Genomic DNA, 13,146 nt, shown 5'->3' with positions numbered 1-13,146 from the left:
CGCGAGGCAGTCGAGAAAATCGGGTCAATCGCGTTCACTGTGCTACTCCCACAATCGGCTGAAGTTCGGGCAGGACTTCGTCGCGCGCACGCGCCACGTCGTTCGGGAAATCGATCTCGATCCACGGTGCGCCACTCACATCGGCGACATCGAATACGTGGCCGCCTTCGAGCAGCAGGTCGCGCACCGCTTCTTCGTGCGGCATGTTCGAGCGGCCGCTGTCGACGTATCCCTGGACGATCTGCGCCAGGCGGCGCGCCGTTTGCTCCTGAAAGCGGAAGAAACCGACCGACTCGCCAATGGTGTCGTATTCCAGGCCAACCGCGAGCTGCTTGCGCAGCTCCACCGGCACGCCGTCCTTCAGGCACAGCTTGACGGGTTCGTCGCCGGCTTCGAAATCACGGTCGATCAAGAGGCGGTTGGTGGTGCCGCCCGCCACCAGCGCGCTCAGGATGCGCTCGTCGTAGAGCACGTCCGCATCCATCAGCAGCACGTCGCCGCCGCGCGTGAGCGCATCGGCCACCGTGTGCACGGTCAGCACGCTGCCCAGGTCGTAACGCGGGTTCAGCACGATCTCCGGATAGGGGTCGCGCCCCAGCCGTACCAGTTCGGCTTCGACGTGTTCCGGCTGAAAGCCCAGCGCCAGCACGATCTCGTCCACCCCGGCCGCGTCGAGCATGCGCAGATGCCGCTCCAGCAGGGTAATGCCCTCAAAACGCAGCAGGCACTTGGGGAATTGCTCCCCGGGTTGTTGCTGAAGTCGCAGGCCTAGGCCCGCGGCAAGGATGATTGCTCGCATTCGTTCTCCGCACCCATGCAAATTGCCATCGATCAATCGGCGGCCCGCTGCACACCTGCTGCGCGCCGCCGTTGGAATTTTCGTTCACTCAAATGTAAATACAGCAGCCCCGGCGCGCCGAGCCCGATCTCGCGGGCGCGCTTTGCCAGGGATAGCGCCAGCGCCGCATCGGGCGGCAGGCCGACGATGGGCGCCAGCAGCAGGTAGCCGCCTTCCTGCGCGCCCAGCGAGCCGGGAATGGCAAATGCCGCGCCCCGGATCGCCTGCCCCACGCTCTCCAGCAGCAAGGCGTCGAGCCAGCTGACGGGATGCCCGAGGAAATGCAGGGCCAGCCAGACCTCGCCCGTGCCGACCAGCCAGCCCACCAGGCTCAGCGCGAAGGTGGACGCCACCTTGCGGCGGTCGCGGTACATGCCTTGCACGGCCGCGTCCACGGCATCGGCGCGCATGGTCAACCCCGACCAGTCGCGCTTGCCGAATACCTTCGACAGCAGGCGCAGCACCCGGCCGAACAGGCCGCGCTTCTGCACCACGTAGAAACCCGCTATGCATAGCGCAAGCACGGCGGTGACGACCAGGGTCGGCGTGCGCAGGTCCGCAAGCGCGTCGTGCCCGCCATACAAGCCAAACAGCGCCAGGCCGATAAAGGCGAACACCATCTGCGCCAGCGCCTGCATGGTGGTGCTCACCGTGATGGCCGCGGCGGCGTCGCGCATGCGCGTGCCGCGCTGCGCCAAGTAGCGCACCATCAGGACCGGGCCGCCGATCTGCCCCGCGGGCAGCAGGCTGTTGACGGACTCCCCGGCCCAGCGCGCCAGCAGCGCGTCGCGCATGGTGCCGTGGCCGGCCCGGCGGTCGAACAACACGTAGATGGCGCCGGCGTCCAGCACCAGCGGCAGCAGGTGGAACGCGGCGACCAGCACCAGGCCCCAGCCGGCCGACATGAACGTCGACGCGACGGAGCCGAATCCCTGCCAGGCGAGCAGCGCGACAAAGAGCGCCGCACCGATCGACAGGAAGAGCATGGCAGCGCGGGTCATGGGCGTGGCTTCTGGCCCGGCACCAGTTTCTTGAACACTTGCCGGAAGCCGAAATAGGCGACCGCGTCCTTCATATTGGAGATGAAGCGCAGCCACGGGCGCATGCCCGGATCGGTCACGTACTCGAAAGTCAGCGACACGCGCATTTCGTTGGCGCCGGCCGGCGTGATGCGGTGGCGCAGCTTGTCGCCATCGAAGAACACCAGCCCGCCGGGCGTGGTCTGCACCGAGCCGGGCTCATCGGGCACCTGCGCGTCGCGCGTGTGCAGTTCGTAGTCCAGGCGGCATGACGATTCCTCGATCACGCCCAGCAGCAGCGTGTAGCGGCGGCCGTCGTAATAAGAGGTGTCGTAGTGCCAGCCAATGTGGTCACCCTGGCGCGTGTAGTAATACAGCGCGTAGGCATGGGGATCAGAGTCGGGGGAGAGCAGCAGCTTCTCGCCGCACATCTGCTCCAGCCAGCCGATCAGCGCCTTCGACCGGTACAGCTCGGCGATGAACGGCGCGCGCTCGTCGATGGTGTGCCGGCTGACACTGCCGCCCTGCTTGTGGCCGGGCAGGTAATTGCGGTTGATCTGCGGCACCAGCGCGCGGGCGCTGGCCACCAGTTGCGCGGTGACCTCAGGCGCCAGGAAATCCTCCAGGTGCAGGAAAGCGCCCTGGCGCACGAAATCGGCGCGCAGCTGCTTGCTGTCGAGCCGGGCGGTGCGCTCGGCCACGCAGGCATCGGGATTGGGCAGCATGGCGCCGAGGGCAGGTTCCGCGGCCGGCCTTTGGCGGGAGGGAACCGAAGCGGAGGACGGGTCGTCCAGCGTGATGTCGTTGGCTTGCTCGCTCATCGGGTTTCTCAGATCTCCGTCGAAGCCGTGGCCGGCAGGGGACGCCGCATCACGCGCCAGTAATCGATGATGACCCAGGCCGCGAACAGGGGGGCGCCGATCGAGGCCGCCATCAGGAACGGCGCGATGCCGCTGGTCAGCGTAACGAGCGGCAGCAGGTAAAGCACGTCTTCTGTCTCGAAACCGCCGGCAGAGGCTTGCTTCGTCCCGCTTTTCCCCACACGCGACTCGATCCGCATGCGCAGGAAGAAGATCAGCGCCACCGCCACGCCGGCGAGCGTGCCTTGCAGCACAGGCGACATCGTGTCTGCCGCGGCCTGCCCGGAAATGGCTACGCCCATGCCCACGAAGAGCAGGACGGTAATCAGCGCATCGCTTGCCAGGTCATAAAAATGGCCTATCTTGCTCGATTTTCCGCTAATTCTTGCCAATTCTCCGTCAGTATGGTCAACGAAGTTGGACACCACGATCAGGAGCGCACCGTAGTTGGTCCACGCGAAACCGCCTTGCATCAGGCACGCTACCCCGGCAAGGCCGATCACGAGCCGCAGGGTGGTCAAGTGGTTCGGAGTGACCCAGGAGTCCTTGAGCGGGCGGACAAGCGCGCGCGCCAGACGGGCGTCCCAGGTAGGCGGAGCGGGAGGCTCGCCACGGGAATTCTTTGGATTTTTGTTCATCTGGAAAAAGGTCCACCGGCAGGAAAGCTGCCGCACGGCTCGCATACTAGCGCTGGATTGCGCACCTTGCATTGTGCGGACGCAACGCCGAAAGGCCGGCCGGGCCGCTTTTGGGGGCATACGCCAGTCAAACCGCTATGTTAAGCGATGTGACCCGCAACGGTAAGCGCGCGTGCACGGCGGCGACCTGGAAGTCGCCCACAAGCCGTCGAAGACGCGTTTACCTTCCGCATGCCGGCGGGCTGAACCTGGCGCGGCGGAACCCGGGGTTGCGGCGATCAACGTCGCGCCGGGCCCGGCTTCAGGGCTGGCTGCTTTCGCTGGCCCGTGCCCTGGCATCGTCTTGCGTGAAGGATGGCGCCGCCATGACTGACGGCGCGCTTGCCGGCACCTGCGCCGGGGCACTGGCCGGTGCCGCATCGACGGCGCCTTGCTCAATGGCCGGGCTGCCCACGCCCGGCAAGGCGGGCGGCACCGCCGATGCCGCCACGCTGGTGTCCGGCTCGGCCGCCGCCGCCGGCTCCGGCGCCGGGCGCGCCGCCCGCTTGGGCGCGGGCGGCGCTTCGGGCTTGGCCGCCGGCCCGAACCACCGCTGGTACCAGCCGCGTATCGTCCAGCCCAAGGCTTCAAAGAGGCCGGTCTCCTTTTGCTCCACGAAGCGGACGTTCGCATCGATCATGCGGGACCGGAGCGAACGCTGGAAAAAGTCGCCCACCATCGGCAGCGCGCTGTGCGCGCCCTGGCCCCAGTAGTCGCTGCGCAGCGTCACCCGGCTGTCGTTGAATCCGACCCAGGCGCCGGCTACCAGTTGCGGATGCATCAGGATGAACCAGCCATCGGCGTTGTCCTGCGTGGTGCCGGTCTTGCCGGCGACATCCGCGCGGATGCCGAAGCGCGTGCGGATGCTCGCGCCAGTGCCGCGGTCGATCACCCCACGCATCACGTCAATCAGCGTCTGCACGGTGGCAACCGGCAGTGCCTGCTCGGGTGACGCGGGGCGGAACGTCTCCAGCACCTCGCCCTTGCGGTCCTCGATGCGCGATACCATCACCGGCTCCAGGTAGGCGCCCTGATTGGCGATGGTGCCGTAGGCGCTGACCATTTCCTTCAAGGTGACCGGGCTGGTGCCCAGCGCCAGCGAGGGCACGGGATCGAGCCGGCTTTGCCGCACGCCCATGGCGCGCGCCAGCTTGGCCACCTTGGCCGGGCCAACGCTCTGCATCAGTTGCGCGGTGATGGTGTTCTTGGAATACACCAGGCCATCGCGCAGGCTCATGGCACGCCCGCTCGGGGGGCCATCGTCGGAGGGCCGCCAGACCTCGCCGCCGGCCAGCGGGATTTCCACTGCCTGGTCGACGAAGGTGTCGTCGGGCTTGGCACCTTGCTCAAAGGCCGCGCCATACACGAACGGCTTGAACGTGGAACCCGGCTGGCGCTGCGCCTGCTGGACGTGATCGAAGGCATCCAGGGTGAAGTCGCGGCTGCCTACCCATGCCTTGATTTCGCCGGTGCGCGGGTCCAGCGCTAGGAAGCCAGCCTGGATGCGGGTCTTGGACTGTCGCAGCGCCTGCATGAAGGCGGTGTCAGCCAGCAACTGCTTCATGGCCGCCTCCGGTGTCTGCCCGGACTCCCTGGCCGTGCGGTACGCCGGGGTCTCGCGCACAAACGCCTGTACCAGGTCTTTGTTGGCGGCCCAGCCCGAGCGCGGCGCCCACGCGGCGTCGGCGATGCCTTGCAGCTGGTTGCCCTGGCGCGCCACCGCCTGGTTGGCCAGCGCCTGCAGGCGCGAATCGATGGTGGTACGCACCACCAGCCCGTCGGTGTAGATGTTGTAGTCGTTGCGGTCCGCCCAGGTGATCAGCCATTTGCGCAGCTGCTGGGCAAAGTGCGGCGCCGGGCCGGGCGGCTCGGTCTGCCGCTCGAAGTCGATGCGCAGCGGGCGCTTCTTCAGCAACTCGTATTTCGCCGGCTCCAGCTTCTGGTACTTGACCATCTGCGCCAGCACGGTATTGCGCCGCTGCACGGCGCGCTCGGGGTTGATGACCGGGTTGTAGTAGCTGTTGCCCTTGAGCATGCCGATCAGCGTGGCGCTCTCCAGCACGTCCAGCCGGCCGGCGGATTTATCGAAGTAGGTACGCGCCGCCATCTCGATGCCGTAAGCGTTGTACAGGAACGGCACGGTGTTGAGATAGGTCTCGAGAATCTCGTCCTTGGTGTAGAGCGCCTCGATCTTCAGCGCCGTGATGGCTTCCTTGAGCTTGCGCGTGAGCGTAGGCGCGCGGCCGATCTCATCCGGATAGAGATTGCGGGCCAGCTGCTGCGTGATGGTGGAGCCACCTTGCCGGTCGCCGGAGAAGGTATGCAGCGCGGCCGAGCCCATGCGGCGCCAGTCCAGGCCAAAGTGCTGGTAAAAGCGGTGATCCTCGGTGGCGATCAGCGCGGTCGTCACATTGGGCGAGATATCGGCCAGGCGGACCCATTCGCGGTTGGCCCACTTGAACACGGCCAGCGGCTTGCCATCGGCCGACAGGATCTGCGCGGGCTGGTCGGACTTGGCCTTGCGGATATCGCTGATGCCCGGGGTGAACGGAATCAGCACCAGCACATAGAGCAGGAACAGCACCGGCACGGCGGCCACTGCCTTGGCCACGCCGCGGCGCGTGGGGCGCCGCAGGCGGGCAAGCCGCTCGGCGGCCAGGGTTTTGATCTGGGCCAGATTCATGAAGCAAGCAGCATGGGGCGGAGTCACATTCCGGCACGAAGAAAGGTCTGCATCCTACCAAAATCGCTTGCTGCACCCCGGCATATCGTCCCGCGCCTGGGAATCAAGGCCCCATCGGGGCCACTTCAGTCGAAGCGGTGCTCCGCAAGCACCAGGCTTTCGTCCACGCGTTCGTACTTGGACGCGTAGCTGGCATCGAAGCGCACCACGCGCTTGAGCTCCGGGGCATACCACGCCACCGCCGTGTAGGGCACGGAGGATGGTGCGCCATACGAGACGCCGTAGAACGGCCGCGCCACATAGCCCTTGTAGGCCAGGCGCAAGACGCGGAAGCTGCCGGCGGGCACCGTGATGGTGGACTCCCCGGTCACCTCGCCGGTGAGTTCCGTACGCAAGTCGGTGCCGGCCTGCTTGTAACTGTATTTCCATCGGGCACCCGGCTTGACGTCTTCGGGCACCCAGCCGCGCGGCGGCGATGCGCCATCGAACTCGCCACCGCTGGGCGTGCTGATCCGCGCGACGCGGCCGTCCAGGGTCTCGACGCGGGCGCCCTGGTTGAACGTAATGCGCTCATCCTCGACGCGATCGACCCGGTAGACCACATCGCGCCGCTTGCGTGTCAGCTTGTCGACCAGTTCATAGCGCCAGACCTCGCCAACGCGGGGCGACGCGCCGCCAGCCGGGGCAGCGCCGGCCTCGTCCACCACAGGCGCCGCAGCCGCCGGCGCTGGCGCTGGCGCTGGCGCGCGATAGCTGGCCATCGCCGCCACGCCGCGCTCCTTGATCTGAGCGATCCAGCTGGCGGGCAACGCCTTGGGCTTTTCGCCGGGCGCGCGCCCTGCCGACAGGATGCCCACGAGCCTGCCCGTCTCATCGAACAGGCCGCCACCGCTGGCCGCCGGCGGGAAATCAAGCGTGAGCTCGATGCGGTCCAGCTTGCCGTCCGAGCCCGCGCGCAACCCGGACACGCTGCCGTCCAGCACGACCACGCCCGCGGCCTCCGGGCTGGCTGCCGCAAGCACCTTCTGTCCGAACGACGGTGCCGCCGCGGCCGACACGCTCACGGCCGGCGCGCTGAAGTTCGCCACCCGCAGCAGGCACAAGTCGCGATCCACGTCCGGCGCGTCCAGCGTGGCGTCGTAGCTCACGTTGTCGCGCCGCACGGCAATCGCGCGCGCACCGGCCAGCACGTGGCAAGCCGTGACCAGTTGCCCCGGGCCGATCACCACGGCGGAGCCGGACGCCAGCGGCGCGTTATTGGCGCCCATTGCCCGCACGGCATAGATGCTTGGCGTGAGCTTGGTGAGCAGCTGCGCGGCATCGAGCGCGCTGGCATTGGCGGCGGCGAGCGCCAGGAAGACAGGAGTAACGATCAGGGCGAAGCGGCGCATCGGTTGCGGTGACCTTGTCATAGGCAGGAAGCCGGGAGGGGTTGCCGGTCCGCGTGGCAAGGCAGACGGCTTCGCGCAAACGCGCGACGGCGGTGAGGGTTTATCGTGAGGGTCTATCTATTCTGGCGTGGCCGTATTCTGCAATGGCCGGGGCGATAGGACAAGGGCGGCGCCGCCGCGCGAAGGCGATTGCGGGCAAGCCGGCGATCCGTTAACATCTGCGCCATGACCCGCGCGCAAAACCCGTCGATTATTCGCACCATCCCTGGGATGGTGGGTTAGCGCACGTGGACTGAGCACACAAAGCGACCCGCCCAACGAGGCGGGTTTTTTGTGCCCGTCTCCTTGGGGCCTGCAAACACCAAGGAGCCCGAAGATGCAGCCAACCCGCCCCGCAGAAGCAGAAGCAGCACAAGCAGCAGCACCCGCCGTCCTCTATATGGTCTGCGGCAAGATCGGCTCCGGCAAATCGACATTGGCCAGGCAGCTTGCTGCCCGGCCAGCCACCGTGCGGATCAGCGAGGACGACTGGCTGTCACGCCTGTATCCCGGCGAGATCCGGGAGGTCGCCGACTATGCCCGCTGTGCCGCAAGATTGCGTGACGCCATGGCCAGCCACATCGACGCGCTGCTGCTGGCGGGCCTGTCGGTCGTGCTTGATTTCCCTGCCAACACGCCGGCCACGCGAAGCTGGGCCAGGGCCATCGTCGAGCAGGCGGGCGTGGCGCATCAACTCCACTACCTCGATGTGCCTGACGCCGTGTGCAAGGCGCGCCTGCGCGCGCGCAACGCCAGCGGCACGCATCCGTTCGAGACAACGGATGCACAGTTCGATGCCATCACGCGTTACTTCGTGGCGCCCTCGCCGGACGAGGGCTTCAACGTGATCCGGCATGTGCCATCCGAGGCCGGCGCGGCGACAACCTGACAGGCAAAGCCGGGGAGGCAGCGGGCCGCATGGTTTGGCTCGCTATCATGGCGAACATGTTCACCCACTAATCGAAAACCGCCATGCCCCTGATGTTCGAGCTTGCATCCACCTTGCCGATCAGTGCCAGCCAGGCATGGCAGCGCGCGACCACGTCCGAAGGCATCAACGACGAGCTGTTTCCCTGGCTGCGCATGACGGCGCCGCCCGCCATGCGCGGCAAGGCGATCGGCGAGCTGCCGCTTGGCGAGCGGCTTGGCCGCAGCTGGCTACTGGCGTTCGGCATGTTTCCCGTGGATGCGGACGACATCATGCTGGCGGAGGTGGGGCCGGGCTACCGCTTCAAGGAAACGTCGCGGATGCTGAGCATGCGCAGCTGGGTGCACGAACGAACGGTCAGAGACACCCCTGGCGGCTGCGAGGTGCACGACCGGCTCACCTTTGCCTTGCGCGGACCCGCGGCCTGGCTGCCCGGCGGTGGCAACGCGATCGCAGCCGTCGTGAAATGGCTGTTTCGCCACCGTCATCGGCGCCTGGCACGGTGGGCACGAAATGCCAGGCGCACAGAATCCCCGGCCTCGCCCGACAATTCAAAATATTTCAATGAATAATTGAGATTTCAGTCACTAACGCGATCTGCCGGCGCCTAGACTTGCCTCACCGGCCCAGCAATCAAGCAGATCCAGTAATCCACGCGATGCGAGCCAAATTCAAATATTTCCAACTTTTTCGAGGCACCGCATCATGAACCCCAACGCTACCCAAATCGCTATCGTCTACCACAGCGGCTACGGCCACACCGCCAGGCAGGCACAGGCCGTTGCACGCGGTGCCGCCAGCGTCGATGGCGTAAAGAGCCTGCTGATCAGCGTCGACGACATCGACCAGCACTGGGACACGCTCGAAAACGTGGACGGCATCATCTTCGGCGCGCCCACCTACATGGGCAGCGCGTCGGCGCAGTTCAAAGGCTTTATGGACGCCACCTCGCGCAACGTGTTCGCCAAGGGCGGCAAATGGGCCAACAAGGTGGCGGCGGGCTTCACAAACTCGGCCTCGCGTTCGGGCGACAAGCTTGCCACGCTGCAGCAGATCGCGATCTTCTCCGCGCAACACGGCATGCACTGGGTCAACCTTGGCCTGCCCCCCCGGCCATAACAACTCGAAGTCGACCGAGGATTCGCTCAATCGCCACGGCTTCTTCCTGGGTGCGGCAGCGCAGTCGAATGCGGACGAAAGCGCTGATGTGGTGCCGCCGCTGGCAGACCTGCGCACGGCCGAGCACCTGGGTGCGCGCGTGGCGGAAGTGGCCCAGCAGCTGGCCGCTGGCCGCGCGGCACTGGCGTCGCTGAAGAAGGCCGCCTGAGGGCTTGCACCCCAGGACACACCCATGCGCCCCAATGCGCTCCACGTGATTGAAACGTTTCATAGCGTGCTACACTGCATGCCACAGGAAACGACGATATCCGTGGAGTGCCATGCAGAAAAAAGCCGCGGCGCAGCGCAAGCCGACCCTGAAGGACCTGGCCGAGCAAGCGGGCGTTTCGGTTGGCACCGCCTCCAATGTGATGGCGGGGCGAGACGGCCCGTCCGCCGAGACCGTCGCCCACGTGTTCGAGGTGGCGCGCAAGATCGGCTATGTCACCAACGCCGCGGCCCGCAGCCTGCGCTCGCGGCGCTCGCGCCTGGTGGCCTGCCTGGTGCCGGACATCACCAACCGCTTCTACGGCGTGATCGTGCGCGCGGCCGAACAAGTGCTGCGCGAAGCCGGCTACACCTTGCTGCTGGTCGACACCCATAACGACACCGAACGCGAATGCGAGCTGCTGCTGGACGTGACCCGCGTCGGCGTTGACGGCGTGCTGTTCGCGCCCGGCTCCGAGAGCTCCGGAAAGCTGCAGCAGCAGATCGCGCAGGTGGATGTGCCGCTGGTGATCCTGGACCGCGATATCGCCCCGGACCGGCCCAGCGTCAAGGTGGACCACTTCAGCGGCGCGCTGAAGACCGCCAACTATCTGCTCGATCTCGGCCACCGCCGCATTGCCCTGCTCTTCCCCAGTTCGCACCTGCGCCCGGCGCGCGAGCGCTGGCATGCCTTCGAGACGGCTGCCGCCGCGCGCGGCCTCGGCGATGCGCTGGAGCTTGTGCGCATCGACACCAGCTCGATGGACGTCGCCTTTTCGCAATGCCTGGCGCTGTTCCAGCAAGCCGCGCCGCCGACCGCCATCTTTGGGCTGGGCACGACCCTGCTCGCCGGCGCGCTCAAGGCGGCGCGCCAGACCGGACGGGACATTCCGGGCGACCTGTCGGTGGTGTGCGTGGGCGATACCGAACTGGCCCAGGTGCACACGCCCGAGCTGACCACGCTCACCTGGAACCTGCAGGACCTGGGGCGCCATGCCGCCCGCCTGCTCCTTGCCGAGATGGAGCCCGGCATCGAGCCGCAAGGCAGCCCTGGCGCAACCGCGCACCTGATGCTGACCTGCGAGCTGATCCTGCGCGAGTCCTGCGCCGCCATCGGCACGGGGGCAGGCAGAAAACCAGCGCGAGGCCGGGCGAAGCGCCTCGCCAGCTAGGCCTGCCGCCTTATCCCCGGACCCATCACGCAAGCCCCCGCCGGGCAGCGCAATGCCGCCCATGCGGCATGCCCTGACCCTGGCTCGAGCCCTTGCAGGCAGTCGTTTACCCTTTATATGAAACGTTTCAATTCAGTGCTATATTTTTCCCATCCCTGGTAGCGGGGATCACGTAAAGATCACCCAAAGATCACCCACGGAGACAGCCCTAGCATGCCGGACAGCAATCGCAAAGGAATGAGCCGGCTTGCCGGCAAGGCAGCCATCGTCGTAGGCGCGGGATCGATCGGCGCCGACACCAGCAACGGCGCGGCGGCCGCCATCGTCTACGCCCGCGAAGGCGCGCGGGTGCTGTGCGTGGACCGCGACCTGGCGCTGGCCCGCAGGACCGCGAGCCAGATCGAGGATGCGGGCGGAAGCGCCAGCGCCTTCGAGGCCGACGTGCGCGACGGCGCCCGGCTGGCTGCCATGGTGCAGGCCTGCCGCGAGCGCTATGGCCGCATCGACGTGCTGCACAACAACGTGGGCATCGAGGAGATCGGCGAGCTAGAGGACATCACGGAGCAATCCTGGGACCGGGTGTTCGACATCAACCTCAAAGGCGCCATGCTCGCCTGCCAGAAGGCAATGCCGCACATGATCGCGCAGGGCGGCGGCTCGATCATCAACATCTCGTCGATCGCCAGCCGCAAATGGGGCCCGATGCCCTTTCTCTCCTACAACGCATCGAAGGCCGCGCTCAACCACATGACACGGATCCTCGCGCGCCGCTACGCCGCGGACCAGGTGCGCTGCAATGTGATCCTGCCCGGCCTGATCGATACGCCGCACGCGGCCCATCTGACCGATGGCGACGAAGCCGCCGTGCAGGCCGCGCGCGAGTTTCGCAACAGCCGCTGCCCCATGGGCCGGCAAGGCACGCCGTGGGATATCGCCTACGCGGCGTTGTTCCTTGCCTGCGATGAGTCGCGTTATGTGACGGGGCTGGAGATGGTGGTAGACGGCGGACTGGGGCTTTGACGGAAACAGACAGCAAATCAAAGGCCGCGCCGCGGCACATAACAAAGAACCAGGAGACGCCCCATGCCCCGCCACCTAGCCGCCGCCACGCTCGTCGTCGCGCTTGCCGTGCCCGCAATCGCAGCGCAGGCCAGTGAATCCCCTGCCGACTATCCCTCCCACCCCATCCGCCTGTTGCTGCCGATCTCGGCCGGCTCCGGCGGCGACATCCTTGGCCGCGTGCTCGCGCAGCGCATGTCGGCCATCCTGAAGCAGCCCATCGTGGTGGAGAACAAAGGTGGGGCCTCCGGCATCATCGGCACGCAAGCGGTCGCGCGCGCGGCGCCCGACGGCTACACCTTCACGCTCGGCGGCGCGACCACGCATATGCTGAACGCTGCGGTCTACACCAAGCTGCCGTATGACCCGGTGAAGGACTTCACCGCCATCGGCCAGGTCGGCACGGCCGCCATCCTGCTGGTGGCCAGCAACGACTTTCCCGCGAACGACATCAAGGAGCTGGTGGCGTACACCAAAAGCCATCCCAACGAAGTGCAGTACGCCAGTTGGGGCACCGGCTCCACGGGCCAATTCTGCGGCGAGGTGCTCAAGCAACTGGCCGGCGCCTCGATGACGCATATTCCCTACAAGACCGTGCCACAGGTACTCAACGACATCGTTGCCGGGCATATCAAGCTGGGCTATGTGGACATGACTTCGGGCACGCCCTTCGTCAAGTCCGGCAAGGTCAAGGCGATCGGCACCTGTACCTCGCGCTCGCCTAGCCTGCCCGGGGTGAAGAGCTACTAACCTTTTAGAAAGTATTGTCATGTGAGACAATGCTTTCATGAAATGCAAACGAAACTCGGATGCTCGGTCGATCGAGCATCAAGCCTTGCAGGTAATGCGGCAGCAGGCAGTGAAGGCTATTCGCGAAGGCCAGACGGTAGAAAGCGTGGCTGCGGCCTTTGGTGTCAATGTGCGCAGCGTCTATCGCTGGCTGGCCGACTTTGCCAACGGCGGGCAGACGGCGCTGCTGGCTAAGCCGATACCCGGCCGCCCACCAAAGATCAGCGCCGAGGAAATGCGCTGGCTGGCCAAGGCAATCAGGGACAACACGCCGCTGCAGTACAAGTTCGAGTTCGGGCTGTGGACGCTGTCGCTGATCGGTGAGC

General features: G+C 66.5%; 12 protein-coding genes and 1 pseudogene. 7 read left to right on the top strand and 6 right to left on the bottom strand.

The window, feature by feature from the left end; all coding sequences use genetic code 11:
- Positions 1 to 34: 34 nt before the first annotated feature.
- From A9975_RS25020 to A9975_RS24995, 6 genes are all read right to left on the bottom strand, one after another.
- Positions 35 to 799 carry an NTP transferase domain-containing protein gene (locus tag A9975_RS25020; protein ID WP_150984325.1) on the bottom strand — a complete coding sequence of 255 codons (765 nt, stop codon included), beginning with the start codon at positions 797 to 799 and terminating at the stop codon, positions 35 to 37.
- A gap of 32 nt (positions 800 to 831) precedes the next feature.
- Entirely contained in the window at positions 832 to 1,839 is a 1,008-nt protein-coding gene (locus tag A9975_RS25015; protein ID WP_183035115.1) for a flippase-like domain-containing protein, read from the bottom strand.
- Positions 1,836 to 2,678 (bottom strand): 2OG-Fe(II) oxygenase, encoded by an 843-nt coding sequence (locus A9975_RS25010; RefSeq protein ID WP_183035114.1) that lies wholly within the window; start codon positions 2,676 to 2,678, stop codon positions 1,836 to 1,838. The genes A9975_RS25015 and A9975_RS25010 overlap by 4 nt, the downstream gene beginning before the upstream one ends.
- 8 nt (positions 2,679 to 2,686) lie before the next feature.
- The gene (locus tag A9975_RS25005) at positions 2,687 to 3,355 is read right to left on the bottom strand and encodes a CDP-alcohol phosphatidyltransferase family protein (RefSeq protein WP_183035159.1); all 669 of its coding nucleotides are present in this window, start codon (positions 3,353 to 3,355) and stop codon (positions 2,687 to 2,689) included.
- Positions 3,356 to 3,656: 301 nt separating this feature from the next.
- Positions 3,657 to 6,077 carry a penicillin-binding protein 1A gene (locus A9975_RS25000; RefSeq protein ID WP_183035113.1) on the bottom strand — a complete coding sequence of 807 codons (2,421 nt, stop codon included), beginning with the start codon at positions 6,075 to 6,077 and terminating at the stop codon, positions 3,657 to 3,659.
- A 125-nt stretch (positions 6,078 to 6,202) separates the two neighbouring features.
- On the bottom strand, positions 6,203 to 7,468 hold the full coding sequence (locus tag A9975_RS24995; RefSeq protein WP_183035112.1) for a serine protease: 1,266 nt from the start codon (positions 7,466 to 7,468) through the stop codon (positions 6,203 to 6,205).
- Positions 7,469 to 7,844: 376 nt separating this feature from the next.
- Here A9975_RS24995 and A9975_RS24990 point away from each other — a divergent pair, with 376 nt between their 5' ends.
- The 7 genes and pseudogenes from A9975_RS24990 to A9975_RS24960 all read left to right on the top strand — a co-directional run.
- Positions 7,845 to 8,396, top strand: a complete 552-nt coding sequence (locus A9975_RS24990) for an ATP-binding protein (protein WP_183035111.1) — start codon at positions 7,845 to 7,847, stop codon at positions 8,394 to 8,396.
- Between the two features lie 83 nt (positions 8,397 to 8,479).
- Complete coding sequence (locus tag A9975_RS24985; protein WP_183035110.1) at positions 8,480 to 9,007, top strand: hypothetical protein; 528 nt, start codon at positions 8,480 to 8,482, stop codon at positions 9,005 to 9,007.
- Positions 9,008 to 9,140: 133 nt separating this feature from the next.
- Positions 9,141 to 9,762: pseudogene (locus A9975_RS24980) on the top strand (flavodoxin family protein).
- 112 nt (positions 9,763 to 9,874) lie between these two features.
- On the top strand, positions 9,875 to 10,972 hold the full coding sequence (locus tag A9975_RS24975; RefSeq protein ID WP_183035109.1) for a substrate-binding domain-containing protein: 1,098 nt from the start codon (positions 9,875 to 9,877) through the stop codon (positions 10,970 to 10,972).
- Positions 10,973 to 11,185: 213 nt separating this feature from the next.
- A complete protein-coding gene (locus tag A9975_RS24970; protein ID WP_255503430.1) occupies positions 11,186 to 11,992 on the top strand; it encodes an SDR family NAD(P)-dependent oxidoreductase in 807 nt (268 codons plus the stop codon).
- Positions 11,993 to 12,055: 63 nt separating this feature from the next.
- The gene (locus A9975_RS24965; protein ID WP_183035108.1) at positions 12,056 to 12,781 is read left to right on the top strand and encodes a tripartite tricarboxylate transporter substrate binding protein; all 726 of its coding nucleotides are present in this window, start codon (positions 12,056 to 12,058) and stop codon (positions 12,779 to 12,781) included.
- Between the two features lie 37 nt (positions 12,782 to 12,818).
- On the top strand, positions 12,819 to 13,146 hold a 328-nt coding region (locus tag A9975_RS24960; RefSeq protein ID WP_183035107.1), incomplete at its 3' end, for a helix-turn-helix domain-containing protein.

Source organism: Cupriavidus sp. UME77 (assembly GCF_014170355.1).
GTDB classification, from domain to species: Bacteria; Pseudomonadota; Gammaproteobacteria; order Burkholderiales; family Burkholderiaceae; genus Cupriavidus; species Cupriavidus basilensis.
This window is presented reverse-complemented; position numbering and strand designations above follow the sequence as displayed.